Consider the following 24,907-nt stretch of genomic DNA (forward strand, 5'->3'; position numbering starts at 1 on the left):
TTTTTCATGCAGTTAAAACACTTTTTACCGAAATGGTTACTGGCTGGCGTGTTATTCGCGTTGCCATTATGCAGTCAGGCTGCTCAGCAATCGCTGGATAATGTCATTGCCATCGTAAACAAAGACGTTGTGTTGCAAAGCGAAGTCGATCGTCTGATGCATAAAGTGCAGGCTGACGCCGCCGCGCAAAATCAGAGCCTGCCGCCCTATCATCAGCTGCATAGACAAATACTGGATCGTCTGATTGAAGACAGTCTGATTCTGCAACTGGCTCAACGCCAGGGTTTGCGGATCAGCGACAGCCAGCTGGATCAGACGCTGGCCTCCCTCGCCGCAGAAAAAGGGCTGAGCGCGGCAGACATGCAGGCAAAGGCAGAACGTGAAGGCTTAAGCCCCGCCGAGTTCCGGGAAACAGTCCGCAAAGAGATGCTGATCTCTGAAGTGCGCCGTAACCAGTTGCGTCAGCGGATCAATATTACTGACCAGGAAGTGAAGCAGTTAGCAAAACTGATCAGTGAACAAGGCAGTAAAGGGCAGCGTTTCCACATTGAGCATATTTTGCTGAGCCTGCCAGCGGATGCGGATCGGACAGAACAGCAGCGTGTCGCAGAAAAAGCCAAACAACTGCTGCAACAACTGAAAAAAGGTGCTGATTTCCACCAGATGGCTGTCGCTGAAAGTGCAGATAATAAGGCGCTGAATGGCGGTGACTGGGGCTGGATGACGCAGGAGGAAATGCCTTCCCTGATGGCGGAAGCAGTCAGCGGGGCCTATAAAAACCAGTTTATCGGACCCTTACGTTCCGGAGCGGGTCTGCATATCATCCATGTAAAAGATATCCAGGGACAACAGGCGATTGAACTGCAGGAAGTCAATGCTCGTCATATCCTGCTGAAAACATCCGTTATCCTCAGTGACGAAAAAGCGGAACAAATGCTGAAAAGTTTCCTGCGGGACATTCAGTCAGGCAAAGCAACCTTTGCCAAGCTGGCAGAGAAATATTCTGACGATACCGGTTCGGCCACCAAAGGCGGAGAGCTCGGCTGGGCGAATCCGGAGATGTATGTGCCGGAGTTCCGGGACATGGTGAAAAAATTACCGGTTGGCGAATTCAGTCAGCCATTCAAAACCATGCATGGCTGGCATATTGTCCAGGTAGAAGGTCGCCGGAATCAGGCCAACACACCGGAAGCTCTGGAAAACCGCGCCTATCAGCTGATTTACAATCGTCGTTTTGCAGAAGAAGCTCAGACCTGGATTGACGAACTGCGTGATGAGGCTTTTATCCAGTTCATGGACGAGAGTGACAAACAATGACCACTATCCCCCGTATTGTAATTACACCGGGTGAGCCAGCCGGGATCGGCCCGGATCTGATTCTGACACTGGCGGAACAGGCATGGCCGGTCGAACTGGTGATCATGGCGGATCCTGCTTTATTGCAGCAACGGGCAACCATGCTGGGCAAAGAGATTGCTATCCGCTTTTATGATGCCAGCCAGCCGGCACAAGCACAGCAAGCCGGTGTTTTAACGGTCTGTTCAGTGCCTTTGCTGGTGCCGGTCTCTGCCGGCAAGCTGGACAAACGCAACGGCAAATATGTACTGGCAACATTACAGCGGGCCGCAGAAGGTTGTCTCAGTGGTGAATTTGCAGCCCTGGTGACCGGCCCGGTACATAAAGGCGTGATCAATGACGCTGGTGTCCCGTTTAGTGGACATACCGAGTTTTTTGCCGAGCAGGCCGGTGTTGATCAGGTCGTCATGATGCTGGCCACAGAGGGGCTGCGAGTGGCATTGGCCACCACCCATCTGCCACTGCGTGATGTCGCCGATGCCATTACCGCGGAAAGCCTTCGCCGGACTATCGATATTCTGCAACATGACCTGCAACACCAGTTCGGTATCGCCACGCCACATATTCTGGTTTGCGGACTGAACCCGCATGCTGGTGAAGGTGGTCATATGGGCAGGGAGGAAATCGAGGTCATTGAGCCTGTACTGAATGAATTGCGCACCCAAGGCTATTCATTAGAAGGCCCTCTGCCCGCCGATACCCTGTTCCAGGACAAATATCTGCAGCGGGCTGATGCCGTTCTGGCGATGTATCATGATCAGGGATTACCTGTATTAAAATACAAAGGATTTGGCCGCGCGGTAAATATCACATTGGGGTTACCGTTTATCCGGACCTCGGTGGATCATGGCACGGCACTCGAATTGGCTGGCAGCGGCAAGAGCAATAACGGCAGCCTGCTGACAGCATTACAACAAGCGATTTCAATGGTATCTCATAAACAATGATTAACGACAAGGTTCACCTCGGCCACCACGCCCGTAAACGTTTTGGCCAAAACTTTCTGCATGATCAATACACGATCGATTCTATCGTATCCGCCATCGCGCCCCGTCAGAGTGATGTGATGGTGGAAATCGGTCCCGGACTCGGTGCACTAACCGAACCGGTCTGTGATCAGATAGATAAACTGCATGTCGTTGAGCTCGACCGCGATCTGGCAGCCCGCTTGCGTGAGCACCCTCGCCTGAAAGACAAGCTGATCGTGCATGAAGCCGATGCGATGAAATTCAATTTTGATGAACTGGCTCAACCAGGGCGTCCGCTGCGTATCTTCGGTAATCTGCCATATAACATCTCAACCCCCCTGATTTTCCATTTGCTGGAAAAATCGCAGCATATTACCGACATGTACTTCATGCTGCAGAAAGAGGTTGTGGAACGTCTGGCTGCTGGCCCGAACAGTAAAGACTATGGCCGTCTGACGGTAATGACACAATATTACTGCCAGGTTGTACCCGTGCTGGAAGTTGGCCCGCATGCATTCAAGCCGGCACCGAAAGTAGACTCGGCTGTGGTACGGCTGGTGCCTTATCAGACACGGCCATACGAAGCGTTAAACGTGGCAGATTTACACCGGGTTTGTCAGGAAGGGTTTGGTCAGCGCAGAAAAACCATCCGCAACAGTTTCCGCAATTTTATCACTGCAGAACAGCTGGAAGAGCTGAATATTGATCCGAATCTGCGTCCTGAAAACTTGACGCTGGCTCAATTTGTCAGTATTGCTAACTGGCTGACTACTCACCGCTAAAGGATGAACCATGCCAGGCATACAGATCACACCGCGCCCGTTCTATATTGCTGAACAGTCTGCACCCGACGATGCTCAGTATGCCTTTGGTTATGAAATAACTATCCATAATCAGACAGATGACGATGTACAACTGATGGATCGTCACTGGCTGATTAGTGATGCCAACGAGCAGCACACCGAGGTGCAGGGACAAGGCGTTATCGGTCAGCAACCAGTGATCGCGGCCGGCCAGTCCTACACGTATCAAAGTGGTGTACTACTGAAAACACCGTTTGGCTGTATGCGGGGTAGTTATACCTTCCTGAATAAATATAACGATCAGTTGTTTGAGGTCACCATTGCACCTTTTGCTTTGGCCGTCCCCCATCTGATCAACTGAGATCTCACGCGTTATTCTGCTATTTAGAGCGTTGATGTATGGCAACCTATTTTGTTGGCGACGTCCAGGGATGTAATGATGAATTACAGCAACTACTGGCACTGGCACAATTTAACCCCCTAAATGATGAGCTCTGGCTGACAGGCGATCTGGTTGCCCGCGGACCGAAATCACTGGATGTACTGCGTTTTGTCCATGGATTAGGCGACAGAGCCACTACAGTCCTTGGTAATCATGATCTGAATTTATTAGCCGTTGCAGCCGGTCATGCACACCCCAAGAAAAAAGACAAAACCGAGAATATTCTGACTGCACCGGATTGTGATGAACTCATGAGCTGGTTACGTACCCGGCCTATTATGGCTGAACATCCTGTTTTACCCGTCATGATGACGCATGCCGGCCTATCCCCTCAGTGGGATCTGGCGACAGCCCGTCATTGTGCCCGGGAAGTAGAAATGTTACTCAGCAGTGATCAGGGTAACTGGCTGCTGGGGCATATGTATGGTGAAGAACCTTCTCACTGGGATCACCGATTAACAGGCCTGCCCCGCTGGCGCTATATCATCAACAGCTTTACCCGTATGCGGTTTTGTCGCACTGATGGCAGCCTGGAGTTTAAATGCAAGGAATCGCCGGAGGATAAACCGGCACAGTTGGCCCCCTGGTTTGAAGTGCGCCAGGCCGCACCTGATGAGCCACATCTGGTTTTCGGCCACTGGGCCGCCTTGATGGGCAAATGTCCGTTACCAACGATAAAAGCGCTCGATACCGGCTGTGTCTGGGGTAATCAGCTCACACTGTGGCGCTGGGAGGATAATGCGATGTTCAGCCTTAATTGCCCGGCTTATGCCAGTGGCGGGGAGTAAAAAGAATCGACCCGGGATGATCCCGGGTCATTTGATTATGAACAACGCTCCAGCGTTTCAAAACGGTAATCATAGGGATTCTTTTCATCGGCGCAGTGCAACTCTTCATCAATTTTCTGCCATTGATATGAAGAATAATCCGGAAACCAAGTATCAGCATCATTAACGGTCAGCGCAATATGCGTCAGATACAACCGCTGAGCCAGTGGTAGCGCTTCACGGTATAATTGCCCGCCACCGATGATCATCACTTCTGCTTCATGACTGACTAATGCCAGCGCAGCATCCAGACTACTGACAGATTCCACACCATCAGCCTGCCATTCATGATTACGGCTAATCACCAGATTACGCCGCCCCGGTAGCGGACGCCCAATTGACTCAAAAGTCTTGCGCCCCATGATCACGGGTTTGCCTAATGTAACATTCTTAAAATGACGCAAATCCGCCGGCAGATGCCAGGGCATCTGGTTACCACGTCCGATGACCCGGTTCTGAGCCATCGCAACAATCAATGAAATCAACATACAGTTATACAATTGGTCGGTTACGGTAAATAAACAAAGATGGTACAGCAAGTCCGAAACACAGTGCAAAAAGGATGAACAAGGTTTTTAAACCATTTTCAATACCCGCTTGGAGAAGTTTCTCAGTCACTCCACTGCTGTTCATAGTCAGTATCGCAATAATGGTATTAAACGCGAATTTTCCCGGAATCATCGGGATAATACATGCCACGGTAAATACCGGGCGGGGAGCCACCAGGCGCCGGCAGATATAAACAAAGATCAAACCGATCAGCGTAGTTGTAATAAACGTTGCCCATTCAATCGGAATACCAAAATGAATCAGCAACATACGGAAACTATGCGCAAAAGCACCACCCGCCGCACAATATTTCAGCATTCGGGGTGGGACAGCAAATATCATTGCAAAACCGACAGCAGGAATTGCTGACCAGAATGCGTCAAATACGATCGCCTGTAACAATTGCATTATGGGTTCCATCCCCAGACACCGGTTAATTTCATCGCCAGCACAATACCCGCTGTCGCGCTCACAGTTAATAATGTCGCCGTTCCCCAGCGGGCCAATCCCATATTGAAATAGCCTTTCACCATATCAAAGACGGCATTCACCAGAGGAAAACCAGGAACCAGCAGCAACACGCAGGCAGCCATGGCCAAATAAGGTTGATCACCCCATTGATATACAGTGGCCATACTGGCAATAGACGTCGCTATAAACGCGGTAGCCGCAAAGTTGATTAACGGACTGAAATGACGGTGCGCTATCTCCTGCCGGACAAACATGCCAACAGCCGAAGCCACACAGGTAGTAAAGAAAACCGGCCAGTCACCGCCAAACAATAAACTGAACGCGCCACAAGAGAGCCCAACCATCAGAACAACCAGCCAGCGGTTATAACGGAACGTTTTGATCTCTTTTAAATGCTTATCGACGTCATCCACCGTGGTCAACAGGCGTTTTTCACATAAAATGCACACCCGCTGGATAGCGCACAGGACATGCATATTAATACCCAGTTCGTGTACCCGACGCGTGGTCGTAATGCAGGAACCATGGTTCAGGGTTGTTAAAACAATGGCACTGGGAGAGATTGCCATCTCAACACTTTCTACCCCCAGGGCAGCACCCACCCGGCATGTGGTTTGCTCAATCAAACGGCTTTATGCCCCGCATTGTGCCAGCATTTGTGCCGTTTTCACCAGCACCCGGGTAATTTTGGTCTGCTCTTCCCGGGATAACAGCGCTCCTTGCTTATGCATACCCTGATTCCTGTTTTTTATATTACGTAACTAAATAATACTTGCTTAGTTTATATCATTTCCACATATCACCACGAACCAGTTTTTTGCACATTCTCATATCAGTCACCACAGAAATGCGCCGGATCAAACTATCAAGGTACGCTATCTGCAATCAGGTCCGGTTAAGCAGATATTCATCTGACCACAGATACTGTTTGCCAAAAAAAATCCCTCACAATGTGAGGGATTTTTATCATTCCCGGGTATAGATTATTTCAACGCCATCATCATCGTCGTCGTCCCAATCATCATCCCAGTCATCGTCATCTTCAACGACAGCCTGAGAAAGCTGTTTCTTGTGGTAATCATCCCACATAAACTCAACTGTGTCTGGTGCAGCTTTTTCCTGCTCGACTTCTTTAGGCAGCGATTCAATAAATTCAGCCAGTTTGTAACAGATAGGATCCGTACCGTCTTTATTAAATGCAGAAATACGGAATACTTCGCCTTCCCAGTTCAGCTCGGAAATGACATGCTGAATTACCTCTTCGGCTTCTTCTTCCAGCATCAGATCCATTTTGTTAAATACCAGCCAGCGCGGCTTGGAAGCCAGTTTAGGGCTGTATTTTTCCAGTTCATGGATAATAACTTTTGCATTTTCAGCAGGGTCAGAGCCATCAACAGGGCAAATATCCACCAAATGTAACAGAACCCGGCAACGTTCCAGATGCTTCAGGAAGCGAATCCCCAGACCAGCACCTTCAGCAGCACCTTCAATCAGACCAGGAATATCAGCCACCACGAAAGAGCGCTGGGTACCGACACGGACTACACCCAGATTAGGAACCAGTGTGGTAAATGGATAATCAGCTACTTTCGGTTTTGCTGCAGAAACAGCGCGAATGAAGGTTGATTTGCCGGCATTCGGTAAGCCCAGCATGCCGACATCCGCCAGCAGCAACAGCTCCATTTTCAGGTTACGCTGTTCGCCTTTGGTACCCATCGTTTTCTGGCGCGGAGCCCGGTTTACCGAACTCTTAAAACGGGTGTTGCCTAACCCATGGAAGCCACCTTTGGCGATCATCATGCGATCACCGTGCTTGGTCAGATCACCCAGCACTTCACCGGTATCTTCATCCGTCGCACGGGTACCAACAGGCACAGTCAGAACTAAATCTTTACCCCGGGCACCAGTACAATTTGCACCGCGGCCATTTTCGCCACGCTGAGCCATATGGAAGCGTTCAAAACGATAATCAATCAGGGTATTCAGGTTTTCGTCAGCCTGCAGATAGACATCGCCGCCATCGCCGCCATCACCACCGTCCGGTCCACCGTTAGGGATATATTTTTCACGACGGAAGCTAACGCACCCATTACCACCATCACCGGCTTCGACCCGGATCAGGACTTCATCAACAAATTTCATGACGTCAGGCTCCCCTGTTTGTATCCTGCTACATTATAGAGAATAACCAACTATGATTGGCTAGATTACCGTCATTCTCTTAAGAATAAACCCCCACTCCACAATTGTATCCGCAGGGAACAGGAGAGGTCAGGCTTATGCAGAAATTGATATTACGCTGTGTTAAATGCCAAAAATAACAAAGCCCCGCCATTACGGCAGGGCTTTTGTGTCTGACAACTCAGAAATTATTCAGCTACGATGCTGACATATTTACGGTTGTTAGGACCTTTAACTTCAAACTTAACAGTACCAGAAGCGGTAGCAAACAGGGTGTGGTCTTTACCACAACCTACGTTCGCACCAGCGTGGAACTTGGTGCCACGTTGACGGATGATGATGTTACCTGCCAGTACACTTTCACCACCGAAACGTTTTACACCCAGGCGTTTGCTTTCAGAATCACGGCCGTTACGGGAGGAACCGCCAGCTTTCTTATGTGCCATTTAAAAACTCTCCTGAATTACGCGTTGATACCAGTGATTTTCACTTCAGTGAACCACTGACGGTGACCAGCTTGTTTGCGGTGATGCTTACGACGGCGGAATTTCACAATGTGAACTTTCTCGCCACGGCCGTGTGCAACCACTTCAGCAACAACTTTACCACCAGCTACGTATGGCGCGCCGACTTTAACGTCATCACCATTAGCAACCATTAACACTTTATCGAACTCAACGGCCGCACCAGTAGCTACTTCCAGTTTTTCCAGGCGCAGAACCTGACCTTCAGCTACACGATGCTGTTTTCCACCACTTAGGATAACCGCGTACATGTTTAAAACTCCGAATTCGGCATACAGCGTCGTAATGTATTTCTATAAACGCTGATGCACTTAAACTTAATGACAATGGACGCGGATTCTACGCAAGTTGCGCTCATTACGCAATAAGCAAATTACTATCTTGTGTAATTTCGCGCCATACTGGCGATGAGTATAGGCCAGACACTGCACTTGAGATTTGTTTCATGTAGAATTAGTGACAATCTTTAGCCCGCACGCTAGCCCGAGAGCATATTAGAACGCCCATGGATCAACAAGTTATCCGAACTCTCGCCGATAATGATATGCAGGCGGTGAATCAATTGATTTATCAACGTCTGCAATCGGATGTCGCCCTGGTTAATCAGCTCGCCTATTACATCATTAATGGTGGTGGTAAACGCATTCGCCCTTTACTGGCCGTCCTCTCGGCCCGGGCCATTGGTTATCAGGGTGATGCACACATCAGCCTGGCCACTGTTATCGAATTTATTCACACTGCGACCTTATTACACGATGATGTTGTTGATGAATCAGAACTACGTCGTGGTCGTGATACTGCCAATCAGCTGTTTGGTAATGCCGCCAGTGTCCTGGTTGGTGATTTTCTGCATACCAGAGCATTTCAGATGATGGTTGAAATTGGTGATATGCGGGTCATGAAACTGCTTTCCGATGCCACCAATCTGATCGCTGAAGGCGAAGTCATGCAATTAATGAATTGCAATGACCCGACCACAAGCGAAGATAATTATCTGCAGGTTATTTACTGTAAAACAGCAAAACTGTTTGAAGCGGCCACGCATTGCACTGCGGTTCTGGCTAAGCAGCCGGCACACATCGAAGAGGCGCTACGTGATTACGGTAAATACCTGGGTACTGCATTCCAGTTGATTGATGACGTCATGGATTATTCATCCAGCAGTGACACCATGGGAAAAAATGTTGGTGATGATTTATCAGAGGGCAAACCAACACTACCCTTGATTCATGCGATTGCGCAGGGAACGCCTGAGCAGAAAAGACGAATTGAACAAGCGATCACTGAGCGTAATGGCATGGAGTATCTTGATGAAATACTGGATATTCTTAAACAAACGCACGCGCTGGAATATACGGTGAACAGAGCCGAACTGGAAGCGCAGAAAGCAATCGATGCGTTGGCTGTACTGCCAGACTCAGAATATAAAACTGCCTTGCAGACACTGGCCAATTTAGCGGTACACCGCCAGGCATAACAATAAAACAATACAAAAAAATGCCGGACATTATGTCCGGCATTTTTATTGCGATCTGTCACTGATTAATCAGCAAACGGATGACGCAGAATCATCGTTTCATCACGATCCGGACCGGTTGAAATAATATCAATAGGTACACCGGTAATCGCTTCGATACGCTTGATATAGTTGATCGCTGCTTGTGGCAGTTCAGCCAGACTCTTCACGCCAAATGTATTTTCCTGCCAGCCAGGCATTGATTCATACACTGGAGTTACCAGATCATAGCCTTCTGCTGCCATCGGCGGTACGTCACGAACAATGCCGTCTGCGCCTTTGTAGCCAACGCAAACCTTAACTTCGTCCAAACCATCCAGTACGTCCAGTTTTGTCAGACAGAAACCAGAGATAGAGTTGATCTGGATTGCACGTTTCATGGCTACAGCATCAAACCAGCCACAACGACGTTTACGTCCGGTCGTTGCACCATACTCATGACCTTTCGCACACAGACGTTCGCCAACATCGTCGAACAACTCTGTCGGGAACGGACCTGCGCCAACACGCGTGGTATAGGCCTTGGCAATACCCAGCACATATTCCACAAAGCGAGGACCATAACCAGAACCGGTCGCAACACCACCCGCGGTGGTATTTGATGAGGTTACATAAGGATAGGTACCATGATCGATGTCCAGCAGTGTGCCCTGGGCACCTTCGAACATGATCTTGTCACCACGCTTACGAGCCTGATCCAGCATTTCGGTGACATCAACAACCATTGATGTCAGCAGAGAGGCATAGCCTTTCACAGCGGTCAGTACTTCATCATAAGATACAGCTTCTGTACCGTAGAACTGTGTCAGCTGGAAGTTATGATAATCCATAACCTCTTTCAGTTTCTCAGCGAAGGTATCCATGTTGAATAAATCACCGACACGCAGGCTGCGGCGGGCAACTTTATCTTCATAGGCCGGACCGATACCACGACCTGTAGTACCAATAGCTTTATTACCACGAGCCAGTTCACGCGCTTTGTCCAAAGCAACATGATAAGGCAGGATCAGTGGACAAGCTTCACTTAAGAATAAGCGTTCACGAACCGGATAACCGCTGCTTTCCAGCTCACCCATCTCTTTTAACAGAGCATCCGGAGCCAGAACAACACCATTACCGATAATACATTTGCAGTTATCACGCAGAATGCCTGACGGAATCAGATGCAGAACGGTTTTTTTACCATCGATAACCAGGGTATGGCCAGCGTTGTGTCCTCCCTGATAACGTACAACGAATTGGGCTTTGTCAGTCAGCAGATCGACAATTTTACCCTTCCCTTCGTCACCCCATTGGGTGCCCAAGATAACGACGCTTTGACCCATTTTTTTCTGTCTGAAGTGTGGTTAAAAAAGGATTCTAACAAAATTTGAGCAGAGCAGAAACGCTCTTATGCGAAGTTTAGCCAAGAAATTTGCCATAAAAAAGGGGGCTTTCGCCCCCATTCGATATAAAGATTATTTTGTAGCCACAGGTTGAGCATTTTTAAGATATTTAAAGAAATCATTCTCGGTGCTCAGCACCATGAAATCTTTACCGCTCTTAAAGCTGTTCTTGTAAGCGTCCAGGCTACGCAGGAAAGAAAACAGTTCCGGATTTTTGCGATAAGTTTCAGCATAAATTTTAGCAGCTTCGGCATCACCCTGACCACGCGCTTCACGCGCCTTACGCTCAGCCTCCGCAATCATGACCGAGACTCGACGATCAATATTAGCCCGTATAATCTCGGCTTTTTCTCTACCCTGAGAACGGTGTTCTCTCGCTACCGCATTTCGTTCTGCACGCATACGCTGATAAATAGAGTTAGATACTTCCAGCGGCAAATTGATCTGTTTGATGCGCACATCAACAACCCGGATACCGAGTTCCGAAGAACGGGCCATCTGGCGCAGCGCATCTTCCATTACCTCTGTCCGTTGCCCTGACACGATATCAGTGATGGTACGGGCACCAATTTCGGAACGTAATCCGTTATTAATTTTACGCTTCAGCAAAGATTCCGCTTGGACACGGCTACCACCACCGGTTGCCAGATAAAATTTGGAGAAATCTTCAATTCGCCATTTCACATAAGAATCGATAATCAGATCTTTTTTCTCAGAGGTAACAAAGCGATCAGCCTGTCCATCCAATGTCTGAATACGGGAGTCCAGCTTACGGACATCATCAATAAAAGGCCATTTCCAGTGTAAACCAGGCTCATATACCTTAGGAATATCACTATCACCTTCACGAATGACTTTACCAAATTGCACGACAATGCCACGTTGGCTCTCATCAATCACAAACAGTGACGAGGACGCAAGCATACCAACTGCAGCCAACCCAATCAGAATATAATTTTTCATTAGTATCTCCCGCTTGTACGGCTGCTATCACGTAGTGGCTGAGTATCTGTTACGCTATCAACGCCACTATCACTTTCTGTTGATGAACCAGCCTGAGAGTTACTATTGGTTGCTGAAGAAAGTGTCGCTGGAATACCATCTTTTCTATTATTTGTGTTTGTCTGAGATGTGTTCATTTTATCCAGAGGCAGATAAATCACGTTGTTGTTCCCTTTCGGGACATCAATCAGCACTTTATTTGTCTTCTGATATAACTCTTCCATGGTATCCAGATACAAACGTTCACGGGTTAATTGCGGCGCTGCAGTATACTCTGGCAACAGTTGATTAAAACGAGCAACTTCACCGGTAGCCTTTAACACAACCTGTTCTTTATATGCCAGGGATTCCTCTTCCAGTCGCTTGACCTGACCACGAGCCTTTGGCTCGGTTTCACGCGCATAGGCTTCCGCTTCACGGATGAAGCGTTGCTCATCTTCTTGCGCAGAAATAGCGTCATCAAACGCATCTTTTACTTCTTCCGGTGGACGGGCTGGCAGGAAGTTCACATCGACAATAGCGAGCCCCATCCGGTAAGGATTAATAATCCCTTCCAGTACCTGCCAGGTATTTTGACGAACTTTCTCACGTCCACGGGTAAGCAAGTCATCCATGCTGGTATGACCCACCACATAACGTAGCGCACTGTCTGTTGCTTCCCGCAAACTATCATCAGCATTAGTGACACTGAACAGATATTCCCGTGGGTTTACAACACGGTATTGCACATCCATTTCAACCCGAACTACGTTTTCATCCTGTGTCAGCATAAAGCCTGAAGACGGTATGGACTTCACTGATTCAACATCAACCGGGATAACTTTATCGATGAAAGTCCACTTCCAGCGTAAACCAGGATCAACGGTTTCGTGATATTTACCGAAACGCAATACGACACCACGTTCAGCTTCCTCGATAGTGTAAAAACCACTACCAATCCAGATCACAACTGCCAGTAACGCAAAAATAACAAGACCAGTACTGCCACCTGAGCTCTGACCGCCAAAGGTACCGGTCAAACGTTCCCGGACACTTTTCAGCAATTTATCCACATCAGGCGGGATCTGACTCTTTCCTGTGTTTTTCCAGGGGTCTCGATCTTTATCTTTGTCATTATTGTTTCCAGGCTCATTCCAGGCCATTCGAGTCTCCGTTGATTCTCATAGTGTGTTTAAACATACAAATAATTAACACATTATTGCTTAACGATGAAGTTAAGAATATGCGGCCCTTCCTGTTTGACAAGACGCAGCCATTCCACTTCAGAAAGACGGATTTGCACGATACAGTCACCATCTTCCGCATAACTTTCCCGCTGTATCGATTTAAGCTCATACAACCGGCTGCGTAAACGAGCAGCAGATGCCGGGAGCTTAAGCTGGTGTTCAACAACCTGAACACTTAGCAACTCATCCAGCACAGTTAAAAGCAGGTCAGTGCCTTCTCCCGTCAGTGCCGATAACCATACAGCAACAGGCTTACCTGTGTCATCTCGCTCAATCCGAGGCATTCCTTCGGGAAGACGATCAACTTTGTTATATACAAGCAATTGAGGGACTTCATCCGCATCAATTTCATGCAGCACTTCATTCACCTGAGCCATGTTATCTTTTACTCGTTCATCCGAACAATCGATCACATGTAACTGTAAATCTGCTTCCCGGGTTTCCTGAAGTGTTGCTTTAAATGCAGCAACCAGATCATGCGGTAAGTGCCGTATAAATCCAACCGTATCAGCTAAAACAACTGGCCCCAGTTTTGCCAGTTCAATACGGCGTAATGTGGGGTCAAGCGTAGCAAACAGCTGATCAGCCGCATACACCTTGGATTGTGTCATGCGGTTAAACAGCGTTGATTTACCGGCGTTGGTATATCCAACCAGTGATACAACCGGTATCGCATTGCGAACACGGGCTCGCCGTCCCTGTTCACGTTGTTTTTCGACCTTTTCTAACCGCAACAGAATATTGGCGATTTTTTCTCTGATCAGGCGTCGGTCAGTTTCAAGCTGCGTTTCCCCCGGCCCTCTCAGACCGATCCCCCCTTTCTGACGCTCAAGGTGGGTCCAGCCCCGGACCAGACGACTTGAAATATGGCGTAACTGGGCCAACTCTACCTGGAGTTTACCTTCATGAGTCCGGGCCCGCTGAGCAAAGATATCAAGGATAAGAGTCGTTCGATCGAGAACACGACATTCGAAAATACGTTCGAGATTACGTTCCTGTGCTGGCGTCAAGGCATGGTTAAAGATCACCAGATCAGCATCTAGACGACGAACCTCCTGGGCTATTTCATCAGCTTTACCTGTACCGATAAAAAATTTAGCCTGCGGGGAATCACGACGGGTTGTAACAGTGCCCAGAATGGTAGCACCTGCGGACGTGGCCAGCATTTCCAGCTCACGTAAATCTTCTCTGGCTGTTTCGTCTCTGAAATCAACATGCACCAGAAGAGCCTGTTCTCCGCCTTGATAGCGTTCAAACAAGAGATAACTCCTCAGTAACTAACAACGAAATCCCTGCCGGAACAGCAGGGAAAAGCAGGTTACTCTTCAGACTGTGAATCACTTTCACCGGCAGCTGGTGCAGTATGATGCGCTACCGGACGAGCAGGAACCACGGTAGAGATTGCGTGTTTATAAACCATCTGACTGACAGTGTTTTTCAGCAGAATAACAAACTGATCGAACGATTCGACCTGCCCTTGCAGTTTAATACCATTGACCAGATAGATAGATACAGGAATACGTTCACGACGTAACGCGTTCAAAAATGGATCTTGTAAGGATTGCCCCTTAGCCATGTTATTGTCCTTATACTTTTGTTTTAATTGAGCAAGGCGTCAAATATTAAAGTAGCAGATATTATTGAGGACGTCATGCGCTTGTGACGCTGTGACAGACAATATCTGCGTTATTGATTGCGCCAGTTTCAAGCCAGGTCACGTTTTGCCAACTTCTTAACCAGGTCATCTGACGCTTCGCCAGCTGACAGGTTGCAACGATGCCTCGGTAAACCATTTCGTCATAGCTAATTTGCCCGTCGATATATTCCCACATTTGCCGGTAACCAACACAACGGATGGAGGGTAAATCAGCATTCAGATCACCGCGCTGATACAATGCCCTGACCTCCTGTTCAAAGCCCTGTGCGAGCATCAGATGAAAGCGCTCTGCAATACGTTGCCGTAAGAGTTCACGATCACTAGGCGCAATGGCAAATTGCAGGGTACGGTAAGGCAGTTGTTCACCTTTGGTTTGCGTCAGTTCGGTTAGGGTTTTACCACTGATCCGGTACACCTCCAGCGCCCGGGAAAGGCGTTGCGGATCATTAGGATGAATACGCGCGGCTGCTACAGGATCAATATGTTGTAATTGAGCATGCAACGCCTCCCAACCTGACAGGCTGGCTTCTTCTTCGATTACCTGCCGGATAACCGGATCAGCCGCCGGCAATGGTGATAACCCCTCCAGCAACGCTTTGTAATACAGCATGGTTCCGCCAACCAGTAACGGAATACGACCTTGTGCAACGATGGTCTCTATTTCACGTAATGCGTCCTGCCGGAAATCAGCGGCTGAATAAGCCTGGGATGGGTCCCGGATATCCAGCAGGCGATGCGGAGCCTGAGCCAGTTCTTCGGCAGTAGGTTTGGCGGTACCGATGTCCATTCCACGATAGATCAATGCAGAGTCAACACTGATGATGTCACACGGTAAGCGCTTCACTAATTCAATAGCCAGTGCCGTCTTGCCGGATGCGGTTGGCCCCATAAGAAATATCACAGGCGGGTGACGCGGATCAGTCACGGGAAAAAACCTCGAAAATATTGGTAAGATCAACAACCCGGGTCAAATGAGGGTTGGTCTGCCAGTCCGAAATATTATGCAGCAACCAGTGCCATAATGAACGGGCTGACTCTATTGAGTAATTGTGCGCAATAAGCCCAGGCTGTTTAAGCCAGTCCGCTATAAATGAACACCACTCCTGCTGTGAAGGCGTAACGGAATAACCATCCAGTAAATTCAGCATAGCCGGAATGGTCGAAGCCATATCCGTCTGGCGTAACATTGCCGGAACAGCCTGAATAATCAATTGCTGATGTTTATGCGTGTTAAATCGCAATCCCAATTTCTGCAACCATACCTCATACCCGGAAAACCATTCGGTAGGGTATGGCGCTTCAATACGCTGAGGAATCAGCAAAGGCTGCGATATCAATCCTTCACTGAAAGCTGTACCACATTGCGTCAGATATTGCTGATACTGTATAGCTGCAACATCCGATAGCAATAGCGTATCGCCCTGCGCAGATAACAGATATCGCTGCCGGAACAGACGTAACACCGGCCAGTCGGAATGTTCAGGTTCGGAAGAACATTCGTCTGAGTGAGCAGTGGAAACCGGTGACAGTTCTGCAGCCAGCAGATGACTATAGGTGCGTAGCTGCGTCACGGTGGGTGACGAATAACTACCTGCCGGAGAGCTGTATTGGTGCTGGCCTGCGGTTCTGCTTTTTAACGGCGTAACCGGGTAAGCAGGTATAATCTCTTCTACTCCGGAGACAGGCTCAGATATCGGTTCACTGCATGCTGTTCCGAGTGCCTGCCCCAACACCTGTACGATAAAATCATGTACCAGACGGGACTCATGAAAACGAACTTCATGTTTTGACGGATGCACATTCACATCCACCTGATGCGGATCCAGTTCCAGATATAAAATATAGGCGGGCTGAAAAGACATCCCGGTGAATTCACTGTATGCCTGACGGATTGCATGAGTCAGTAATTTGTCCCGGATCATTCGTCCGTTGACATAGCAGTACTGCACTTCACCGATGTTGGTAAGTGGTTTCGGTGCCATCCAGCCATATAATCGCAGGCCGGCGTGTTCACTATCCACCCGCACTGCAGCTTGCATAAATTCGGCACTACAAGCCTGAATGACTCGTTGTTCCTGCTGTGCTTCTGTCCCGGCCGGGCGGTATTGACGCAGTAGCTTACCGTTATGCTTGAGATTAATGGCAACATCAAAACGGCTCAGCGCCAGCCGCCGTAATAACTCATCGATATGTGCGAATTCCGTTTTCTCGCTACGCAGAAAACGCCGTCTGGCCGGAGTGTTGAAAAACAGATCCAGCACTTCAACTGTCGTACCCACCGGATGTGCCGCAGGTTTCACCGTGACTTCCATTTCACGGCCTTCGGCATAGGCCTGCCATGCTTCATTCTGATCGGCTGTGCGGGAAGTTAAGGTCAGTCGGGATACCGAACTGATAGAAGCTAACGCCTCACCGCGAAAACCGAGACTGGAAATATGTTCCAGATCATCCAGCGTCGCAACTTTAGACGTTGCATGCCGGGCCAGAGCCAGTACCAGCTCAGCACCACGGATACCACAGCCATTATCTCTGACCCGGATCAGCTGACAGCCGCCTTTCTCCAGTTCAACCTCTATTCTGTCGGCACCGGCATCAAGACTATTTTCCACCAGCTCTTTAATCACGGAAGCTGGCCGTTCAACAACTTCACCAGCCGCTATCTGGTTAGCCAGGATCGGCGGCAAAATTTGAATAGGCATATCAGCTCGCTGGAATGACGATCACTTGTCCGATCAGTAAATTATCAGACTTCAGTTTGTTTTTATCGCGGATAGCTCTTTGACTCACACCATATTGTTGTGCCAATCCTGATAAACTTTCACCCGTTTTAACCACATGTTTACGAGAATCGATACTTGCGGTTGCAGGAAGAGTTTTACCGGTGGATTTTACGAGCGTACCGCCGGCTTTAGGTAGACTATGCCCATAATAGTCAAGAACACCGTTAAAGATGGCTTTTGCCAATTGCGACTGATATTGCGCAGAGGCCAGTAAACGCTCCTCTTCGGGATTGGAGATAAATCCGGTCTCAATCAGCAAAGATGGAATATCCGGCGCTTTCAGCACGGCGAGACTGGCATGTTCAGGGCGTTTTTTATGTAATCTGGCTACATTACCAATCCGGCGTAATACCCGTTTTCCAATGTCATAACCTTCACTGCGGGAATTATCCCAGGAAAGATCGAGAATAGTCTGAGCCAGATATTGATTAGGCTCCGTTTCCGCAATGACCTTACCTGCACCACCCAGTAGTTCGGTATGTTTGGATTGCTGATCCAGCAATTTGTTCATCTCTTTGTTAACGCGTTTTGCGGAAAGGATCCAGACTGATGCCCCCTGAACTGTATTACTGGGGCCACTGTCAGCATGAATGGAAATCAGTAATCTCGCATTTTTACGACGCGCGATCGCAGAACGTTCATCCAGCTCGACAAAATGATCCCGGGAACGCGTCATGACCGCCTGCATCCCCAGCTGTGCATTAATCAGTCTCGCCAGTTGACGGGCTATCGCCAGTGTGACTGTTTTTTCATAGGTATTACCCGGACCAATAGCACCCGGATCTTTTCCGCCATGTCCAGCGTCAATAGCCACGATGAATGGTCCGCCATGACCAGACAGCACGGCTTTGCCAATACCCGGTGTATCATCAGACTCATCAGCGGAAGAAGAGGTATCCGGCGCGGCCAATTCCTCTTTTGAGATTAAATCGCTCATATGAATAATGCGACCGGCAACTGCCCTGTCGATTTTTTTCTCTGGTGATACCGTCTGCAACCCATTCAAGTCCGACTCGGATTTTCGGATTGTTTCTGTTTTGAGGGTAGTTACCGGCACTTCATCATTACGAGATGCTGTCAGTTGTTTTCCGGTCACATTACCCGACGCGCCATTCTTCGCGACTAACGATCCCTGCTTGATATCAATGACCAGACGGTGATGACGGTAATTGGCCTGTGGCGCCAGAGAAAATAACTGAGGTTTCACTCCATCAGCCAAGAGAAACTCTACCCTGACCATATTATTGGGCAGAGTACTGCGATGAATGCTTCTCAGAAATTTTTCGCTGCCAGCAGTGCGCGGCACAGAAAACAGCTGACCGGTTACATCCCGAAATTCGATAATCAGGCGTTTAGTACTGGTATCAACGGTAAAACTGTAATCAGGCTGACTATTCAGATCAAAAACCATCCGGACCTTGTCAGCGGCCGGAGCAATGCGCAGTTTTTCAATCTGATTGGCTGCTGCCGGCCAAGCCAGGACAGCAAGTAACATAAGAAGAAATCTGATTTTCACGATAAATTCAATCTGGCAACAATCGTTTCACCAATGTCAGAACGAGGAGTTATTTCAGCCCGTCTGGAACCATGCTCATAATGTAATGTGACTTCCAGATCCGGATCAGGCAACCATCCGGCGCCTTTTTCCGGCCATTCGATCAGACATAAACAATCAGGGGCAAAGTAATCCCGGATCCCCATGAATTCCAGCTCTTCCGGATCAGCCAGACGATACAGATCAAAATGATAAACCTGCCATTGCGGAAGTTCATACGCTTCAACCAGTGTATAAGTCGGACTTTTCACTTTTCCCTGATGTCCAAGCGCAACCACAAAACCCCGTGATAACGTAGTCTTACCGGCGCCGAGATCTCCGTGCAAAAAAATAGTGGTGGACTGCTGGCAGGCATGAGCCAGCTCAGCCCCGAGCGCGACCGTAGCATCACTATCTTTCAGTGTTCGTATCAGCGTTGTTCCCATGTTGATACCTTTGAGGATTAGCCAGTTTTTGTAACCAGAAAAATAAATCCGAAGCCAGCATGCCTCGTTCACCATGTACTTTAGCTACTTCGCTGGCAGCTTTGCCATGAAGCAATGCGCCACAACACGCTGCATCAAACAGCGATAAGCCCTGAGCTAAAAGGGCCGCTATAATGCCAGAAAGTACATCCCCCATGCCACCACTAGCCATGCCGGGGTTACCTTCTGTGCAGATAGCCATCTGTCTGCCATCGTAGATCAGTGTTCCGGCGCCCTTTAATAATACCACGCCACCATAACGATGCTGCAATTCCTGAACGGTGGCAAAACGATCAGTTTGTACATCTGCTACGGTACATTGCAGTAAGCGGGCCGCTTCGCCGGGATGTGGTGTTAACACGCTGTTTTTATGTGTTCCGGGATGGCAAGCCAGCCAGTTCAGTCCATCTGCATCGATCACCCTATAGCCAGAAAAATCAGCAACTGATTGCCATTGTTCCCGGCCCCATTCTTCCATACCCAGCCCCGGCCCCACGACCAATACGTCCGGCCATTGCAAATTCAGCTTCGTTAAATCCTGACATGACATCAGTTCGGGACGGCCACTCAGCACCAGTTGCCGGTTTTCCGGATGACAGAAAACCTTGACCAGCCCCGCACCGGTACGCAAGGATGCTTCTCCGGCCAGACGAATGGCACCCGGCATCCCCGGGCCGCCGCCAACAAGCAGCACTTTTCCGCAATCGCCTTTATGAGCGGTACGTTTACGGGGAGAGAGCCATGATGATACCCAGGCATAATTCAGTACCTGTATGCCACCAGTATCACAATAATTTGCTGCATCATCTTTTAAATCAGACAAATAGAGATGACCGGTGTAATCCGCCGCTTGTCCGGTCAGTAAACCGCATTTCAGACCAACCAAAGTTAAAGTCGCTGTGGCATGAACAGCGCCACCGAGAGGCATACCTGTATCCGCATTCAAGCCACTTGGTATATCAACAGATAATACAGGCGCATTTTGCCGGTTAATGAACTGAATCCAGGCTAGCAACTCCCCGCGTAGCGGCGTAGAGGGGCCAATACCTAATAAGGCATCAATAATGAGATCCGGTTTGCCATAGACAGCCGACAGCCCGCAGCAGGTTCCGCCAGCCTTAAGCCAGTCCCGTTTCGCTTGTTCAGCAGGAATATCCGGTGCCGGTTCATCAAATGCAATCACTTCAACCCGGTAGCCGGCCTGTCTGGCAAGTCTGGCCACAACATAGCCATCCCCACCATTATTACCTTTGCCACAGAACACCCACAGATGCCGGGCTTGAGGCCAGCACTGCTGTACCGTCTTAAACAGCGCCTCACCGGCCCGGAGCATTAACTGATACATGGAGATATTTTGCGCAGAAATCAACTGCTGTTCCATCTGGCGGATCTGTTCGGTACGCCAGCTGTACTGTGGTAAACTATCGCAAATATTAGTGATAACCGGTGCGCTCTGATTCATGACGTCCACACTCGATCTGCAAAAGTTAGCCCACGATATCAAGCTATGGGGGCTAGAGCTAGGCTTTGATCAGGTCGGGATCACAGACTGCGATTTAAGTACCGAAGAAAGCCATCTGGAACGCTGGTTAGCTAATGGCTACCACGGTGATATGGAATACATGGCCCGTTACGGGCTAATGCGGGCCAGACCGGCCGAACTTCAACCCGGAACCCGTTCCGTCATTTCGGTACGCATGAATTATCTGCCGCCGCTGGCAAAAGTTGCGGAAACGCTGGATAACCCTGCCCGGGGTTACATCAGCCGGTATGCGCTAGGACGGGATTATCACAAGCTCCTGCGCAATCGCCTTAAACAGTTAGGGGAACGAATTCAGCAGGCATGCAGCGAATTGCAATTCCGGCCATTTGTTGATTCGGCACCGATCATGGAACGACCATTAGCGGATAAAGCCGGCCTCGGCTGGACAGGAAAGCATACACTGCTACTCAATCAGCAGGCCGGTTCGTTCTTCTTTCTTGGTGAATTGCTGCTCGACTTGCCTTTACCTGCAGATAAACCAGTTGAAGCTGCTTGCGGTAACTGTACCGCCTGTATCCAAATTTGTCCGACTGGCGCTATTGTCGCGCCTTATGAATTAGATGCCCGCCGTTGTATCTCTTATCTGACCATTGAATTGAATGGATCCATTCCGGAAGAATTCCGGGCCCTGATAGGCAACCGGATATACGGCTGTGATGATTGCCAGCTGATTTGTCCCTGGAACCGGTATGCGGTTTCCTCCTCGGAAACTGATTTTCTGCCTCGCCAGGCATTACACACCCCGGATTTACTGACACTCTGGTCATGGGACGAAAACATGTTCCTGAAAACAACCGAAGGCAGTGCCATCCGGCGGATCGGTTTTGAGAAATGGCAGCGCAATATTGCCGTTGCTTTGGGAAATGGCCCGGCATCCGAGGCCGTCATTCAGGCATTACAGGAAAGACGTGGTCAAGCCAGTGTGTTAGTACAGGAACATATCGACTGGGCATTACAGCAGTTACAAACCAGACAAATTACGGACAACAAAAAACAGGCGCGGCTGATTCGTTGTATCTACAAAGGATTACCTGCGCATGCCTAAGGATAAATCATGCACATTTTAGGTGTAGATATTGGTGGTACCGGCATCAAGGCCGCGGTCGTAGACACACAAACGGGCAAACTTATCAGCGAACATCAACGGATCCCGACACCTAAGCCGGCAACACCAGAAAATATCGCCGCCAGCTTATCCGAACTGGTCAGGAAATTAGCCTGGTCCGGGCCAGTAGGCTGCGGTTTTCCGGCGACCGTTCACCATGGGGTGGCTTACAGCGCCAGTAACATCGATCCAAGCTGGATCAACACCGACGCTCAAACCCTGTTTTCAGAAAAAACCGGTCAGTCCTGTTTTGTCGTCAATGATGCAGATGCAGCCGGTATGGCCGAGATGTGCTTTGGTGCAGGTCAGAATCAGCGTGGCGTAACGATTTTGCTGACTATCGGAACAGGTATTGGTTCTGCGGTATTTGTAAATGGTGAACTGCACCCGAATACGGAACTGGGGCATCTGAAATTTGCCGGGGATATTGCCGAACGTTATTGTGCAGAATCAACCAGGGTCACCCGAAACCTGAGTTGGCCGGAATGGGGAACCCGCTTTAATGAATACCTGCACCATCTGGAATTTATCTTTAATCCGGATCGCGTCATCATTGGTGGCGGTATTGCTGAACAGATGGATGAATTCAAATCCTTCATTACGACTAAAGCACCGGTACTGGCGGCTCAAAGCCTGAATCAGGCTGGTATCATCGGCGCTGCATTGTTTGCTGAAAGCCAGTTAAATAAGCAAGAAAAAGCCTCGTGATTTAAACGAGGCTTCGATACCTGTACCTGATTTATTCGCGTACAGGTTGATTTTTCACATCAATAAATGGCACCGCGCTATTTGGCAACATGGTTTGCGGTAATTCACCATTCCAGCGTTCCGCTTTAATTAATTCCACCAAATTAGGATTTTGCTTCAGCGCATCACCTTTCGCTTTGATTGCCGCAGCTTCGGCCTCCCCTTTCATCCGGGTTGCATCCGCTTCTGCAGCCGCCTGGGCTTTTACACTTTCAGCCTGAGCCTTTGCCCGGGTAACCGTAATTTCAGCCTGTACTTTTTCACGCAGAGCATTTTGCTGTAACTTGGCGACTTCGACTTCGGCCAGCATCCGTTGTTCAACTGATTGTTCATAAGCATCAGAAAAATCGATGTTATCTAACTGAACGCTTTCAATCACAATCGGGCCATGCAGAACTTTAGATACAGAATCAAAGATATCGGTGTTCAGTTTTGCCCGATTTTGAATTGAGCTGGCTGCGACATAACTGCCAAACACCGTTTTCACAGCCTGAGGCAGACGTGGCTGGATAATGCGTGCCTCTAAGGCAGCAAGAGAACCAAATTCAGAGTAAATTTTTTGTAACTCAGGTTCCTGCGCATGCCAGTTCACAGATACAGCCAGATTCGCGGGTTGCTGATCGCGAGAATAAGCAGGTAACTGGAAATGAGAGACCTGTGTTTGCAGACTAATAGTGTGTGTAGATTCAAAAAATGGCAGTTTAAAGTTAAGTCCCGGCTCGGCTATACGCTGAAACGCACCAAACCGCAAAACAATCCCTCGTTCGCCCTGATCAACAGTGAAATAAGAGTTGAATACCAGAAAGAAGATAAATGCAGACAGAAAGATAAAAATGACAGGTTTACGAGCCGGAGAATGTTTTATATCGGTCGTATTTTTAGATACATCAAACAACATACGTTCATCCCAATGCTTTATGCTTAGTTATGATTAAAGTTGTTTGATTATATTCGAATTTGGAGCGGGAAACGAGACAGGCACTAGGGCGCTAAATCCTTGTTTCCCAATCACTTTCTCCGCCGCCGTGAGCAGCGAAGGCCTGAATTATAGCCTTGTTTTTCGCCCTCGGCAACAGAGTTCATCCAACAACTTCCATCAGCGTCCAAGGACTGCCATCCATCCGCTGACACCGGACGCAGAACACATCGCTGCCAGAGCCCCGCCGCTGCAACGCCGTTGGCACGCCCAGGTCTTCTTGCGTCAGGAATGGCATCAGCATCGAGCGTTGAGACCGCGCTTGGTTTGTTGATGCAGTGCGCACCACAGCCCAAGGCTGGTCGTGATGAAGGTCATGCGGCGAGCGAAGAAAGATGGGGCGCATGTTCACATCGCCTGGTCGGCTGGCGACCGTGTGGGAGCGACGCGCAACAGCCTCAAACTAGCCACAGCCCATGATCGCTGGATGCTATGTCGATATATCAGGATGCCGGAACAAGCATCACACGCGTGGTTTTCTCTACGTCACTCTGGACGTTGAGCAACGACGGCGACCGCAGCGCGACTTGTGAAACCGTAGGGATATCAGACCATAGCCAATCGGTCTTGATGGGCTTGACGCACCCCATGACGCTGGCACCGTGAGCGCCATTGTCGAGCGTGCTTCTTCCTTGTTACTCGACGGGCCGGCAACTGGTCGATTCTTGCACATCGAGCAAGAGAGGACCACCTGTGCGGATGCCATGATTTCTTCCGCCCACGTTCCAGGGCATGGTCCCAGGCATCCGCCACAGGCATAACGACACAACAGCCCTTGGCAGGGCAAGAAAGGAGCCGGTGATGTAGCGCTTCCGAAAGGAGACGAAAAC

25 protein-coding genes are annotated in these 24,907 nt (G+C 49.1%); 8 read left to right on the forward strand and 17 right to left on the reverse strand.

The window, feature by feature from the left end:
- Positions 1-6 precede the first annotated feature (6 nt).
- From surA to HNR75_RS07460, 5 genes are read left to right on the forward strand one after another with little or no spacing between them, the layout of a single operon-like run.
- Positions 7-1,317: a peptidylprolyl isomerase SurA gene (surA, locus tag HNR75_RS07440; protein WP_188026362.1), complete on the forward strand. Its 1,311-nt coding sequence runs from the start codon at positions 7-9 to the stop codon at positions 1,315-1,317.
- The gene (gene pdxA, locus HNR75_RS07445; RefSeq protein ID WP_188026363.1) at positions 1,314-2,303 is read left to right on the forward strand and encodes a 4-hydroxythreonine-4-phosphate dehydrogenase PdxA; all 990 of its coding nucleotides are present in this window, start codon (positions 1,314-1,316) and stop codon (positions 2,301-2,303) included. The genes surA and pdxA overlap by 4 nt, the downstream gene beginning before the upstream one ends.
- On the forward strand, positions 2,300-3,106 hold the full coding sequence (gene rsmA / locus HNR75_RS07450) for a 16S rRNA (adenine(1518)-N(6)/adenine(1519)-N(6))-dimethyltransferase RsmA (protein ID WP_188026364.1): 807 nt from the start codon (positions 2,300-2,302) through the stop codon (positions 3,104-3,106). The genes pdxA and rsmA overlap by 4 nt, the downstream gene beginning before the upstream one ends.
- 10 nt (positions 3,107-3,116) lie before the next feature.
- The gene (gene apaG, locus HNR75_RS07455; RefSeq protein WP_188026365.1) at positions 3,117-3,488 is read left to right on the forward strand and encodes a Co2+/Mg2+ efflux protein ApaG; all 372 of its coding nucleotides are present in this window, start codon (positions 3,117-3,119) and stop codon (positions 3,486-3,488) included.
- 38 nt (positions 3,489-3,526) lie between these two features.
- Entirely contained in the window at positions 3,527-4,357 is an 831-nt protein-coding gene (locus HNR75_RS07460) for a symmetrical bis(5'-nucleosyl)-tetraphosphatase (protein ID WP_188026366.1), read from the forward strand.
- Positions 4,358-4,392: 35 nt separating this feature from the next.
- Here the strand turns inward: HNR75_RS07460 and folA are convergent, their stop codons facing one another.
- From folA to rplU, 6 genes are all read right to left on the reverse strand, one after another.
- Positions 4,393-4,884, reverse strand: a complete 492-nt coding sequence (gene folA / locus HNR75_RS07465; RefSeq protein ID WP_188026367.1) for a type 3 dihydrofolate reductase — start codon at positions 4,882-4,884, stop codon at positions 4,393-4,395.
- 4 nt (positions 4,885-4,888) lie between these two features.
- Entirely contained in the window at positions 4,889-5,356 is a 468-nt protein-coding gene (locus tag HNR75_RS07470) for a threonine/serine exporter family protein (RefSeq protein WP_188026401.1), read from the reverse strand.
- Positions 5,353-6,042, reverse strand: coding sequence for a threonine/serine exporter family protein (locus tag HNR75_RS07475; protein ID WP_281364932.1), 690 nt, complete (start codon positions 6,040-6,042; stop codon positions 5,353-5,355). The genes HNR75_RS07470 and HNR75_RS07475 overlap by 4 nt, the downstream gene beginning before the upstream one ends.
- A gap of 340 nt (positions 6,043-6,382) precedes the next feature.
- Positions 6,383-7,558: an Obg family GTPase CgtA gene (gene cgtA / locus HNR75_RS07480; protein ID WP_188026368.1), complete on the reverse strand. Its 1,176-nt coding sequence runs from the start codon at positions 7,556-7,558 to the stop codon at positions 6,383-6,385.
- A gap of 227 nt (positions 7,559-7,785) precedes the next feature.
- Positions 7,786-8,043, reverse strand: a complete 258-nt coding sequence (gene rpmA / locus HNR75_RS07485; protein WP_188026369.1) for a 50S ribosomal protein L27 — start codon at positions 8,041-8,043, stop codon at positions 7,786-7,788.
- A gap of 17 nt (positions 8,044-8,060) precedes the next feature.
- Positions 8,061-8,372, reverse strand: a complete 312-nt coding sequence (gene rplU / locus HNR75_RS07490) for a 50S ribosomal protein L21 (RefSeq protein WP_188026370.1) — start codon at positions 8,370-8,372, stop codon at positions 8,061-8,063.
- 254 nt (positions 8,373-8,626) lie between these two features.
- Between rplU and ispB the strand changes: the two genes are divergently transcribed.
- Positions 8,627-9,598 (forward strand): octaprenyl diphosphate synthase, encoded by a 972-nt coding sequence (gene ispB / locus HNR75_RS07495; RefSeq protein WP_188026371.1) that lies wholly within the window; start codon positions 8,627-8,629, stop codon positions 9,596-9,598.
- A 65-nt stretch (positions 9,599-9,663) separates the two neighbouring features.
- Here the strand turns inward: ispB and HNR75_RS07500 are convergent, their stop codons facing one another.
- The 10 genes from HNR75_RS07500 to HNR75_RS07545 all read right to left on the reverse strand — a co-directional run bounded on the left by HNR75_RS07500 (position 9,664) and on the right by HNR75_RS07545 (position 21,168).
- Positions 9,664-10,962, reverse strand: coding sequence for an adenylosuccinate synthase (locus HNR75_RS07500; protein ID WP_188026372.1), 1,299 nt, complete (start codon positions 10,960-10,962; stop codon positions 9,664-9,666).
- A gap of 132 nt (positions 10,963-11,094) precedes the next feature.
- A complete protein-coding gene (gene hflC / locus HNR75_RS07505) occupies positions 11,095-11,985 on the reverse strand; it encodes a protease modulator HflC (RefSeq protein WP_188026373.1) in 891 nt (296 codons plus the stop codon).
- A complete protein-coding gene (gene hflK, locus HNR75_RS07510) occupies positions 11,985-13,166 on the reverse strand; it encodes an FtsH protease activity modulator HflK (protein WP_188026374.1) in 1,182 nt (393 codons plus the stop codon). The genes hflC and hflK overlap by 1 nt, the downstream gene beginning before the upstream one ends.
- A gap of 53 nt (positions 13,167-13,219) precedes the next feature.
- A complete protein-coding gene (gene hflX / locus HNR75_RS07515; protein ID WP_188026375.1) occupies positions 13,220-14,509 on the reverse strand; it encodes a ribosome rescue GTPase HflX in 1,290 nt (429 codons plus the stop codon).
- A 59-nt stretch (positions 14,510-14,568) separates the two neighbouring features.
- On the reverse strand, positions 14,569-14,826 hold the full coding sequence (gene hfq, locus HNR75_RS07520) for an RNA chaperone Hfq (protein WP_188026376.1): 258 nt from the start codon (positions 14,824-14,826) through the stop codon (positions 14,569-14,571).
- Positions 14,827-14,899: 73 nt separating this feature from the next.
- The gene (miaA, locus tag HNR75_RS07525) at positions 14,900-15,796 is read right to left on the reverse strand and encodes a tRNA (adenosine(37)-N6)-dimethylallyltransferase MiaA (RefSeq protein WP_223157823.1); all 897 of its coding nucleotides are present in this window, start codon (positions 15,794-15,796) and stop codon (positions 14,900-14,902) included.
- Positions 15,797-15,824: 28 nt separating this feature from the next.
- Positions 15,825-17,606 carry a DNA mismatch repair endonuclease MutL gene (mutL, locus tag HNR75_RS07530; RefSeq protein ID WP_188026378.1) on the reverse strand — a complete coding sequence of 594 codons (1,782 nt, stop codon included), beginning with the start codon at positions 17,604-17,606 and terminating at the stop codon, positions 15,825-15,827.
- Between the two features lies 1 nt (position 17,607).
- Positions 17,608-19,182: an N-acetylmuramoyl-L-alanine amidase gene (locus HNR75_RS07535; RefSeq protein ID WP_188026379.1), complete on the reverse strand. Its 1,575-nt coding sequence runs from the start codon at positions 19,180-19,182 to the stop codon at positions 17,608-17,610.
- Between the two features lie 17 nt (positions 19,183-19,199).
- A complete protein-coding gene (tsaE, locus tag HNR75_RS07540) occupies positions 19,200-19,667 on the reverse strand; it encodes a tRNA (adenosine(37)-N6)-threonylcarbamoyltransferase complex ATPase subunit type 1 TsaE (RefSeq protein ID WP_188026380.1) in 468 nt (155 codons plus the stop codon).
- Positions 19,633-21,168: an NAD(P)H-hydrate dehydratase gene (locus HNR75_RS07545; protein WP_188026381.1), complete on the reverse strand. Its 1,536-nt coding sequence runs from the start codon at positions 21,166-21,168 to the stop codon at positions 19,633-19,635. The genes tsaE and HNR75_RS07545 overlap by 35 nt, the downstream gene beginning before the upstream one ends.
- On the opposite strand from HNR75_RS07545, the gene queG reads away from it, so the two are divergent.
- Both queG and ppgK read left to right on the forward strand, forming a co-directional pair.
- Entirely contained in the window at positions 21,167-22,294 is a 1,128-nt protein-coding gene (gene queG / locus HNR75_RS07550) for a tRNA epoxyqueuosine(34) reductase QueG (RefSeq protein WP_188026382.1), read from the forward strand. The genes HNR75_RS07545 and queG overlap by 2 nt on opposite strands.
- 9 nt (positions 22,295-22,303) lie before the next feature.
- Positions 22,304-23,062 carry a polyphosphate--glucose phosphotransferase gene (ppgK, locus tag HNR75_RS07555; RefSeq protein ID WP_188026383.1) on the forward strand — a complete coding sequence of 253 codons (759 nt, stop codon included), beginning with the start codon at positions 22,304-22,306 and terminating at the stop codon, positions 23,060-23,062.
- A 31-nt stretch (positions 23,063-23,093) separates the two neighbouring features.
- Here the strand turns inward: ppgK and HNR75_RS07560 are convergent, their stop codons facing one another.
- Entirely contained in the window at positions 23,094-23,999 is a 906-nt protein-coding gene (locus HNR75_RS07560) for a prohibitin family protein (protein ID WP_188026384.1), read from the reverse strand.
- Positions 24,000-24,907: the final 908 nt, after the last annotated feature.

Source organism: Tolumonas osonensis (assembly GCF_014202415.1).
Classification (GTDB): Bacteria; Pseudomonadota; Gammaproteobacteria; order Enterobacterales; family Aeromonadaceae; genus Tolumonas; species Tolumonas osonensis.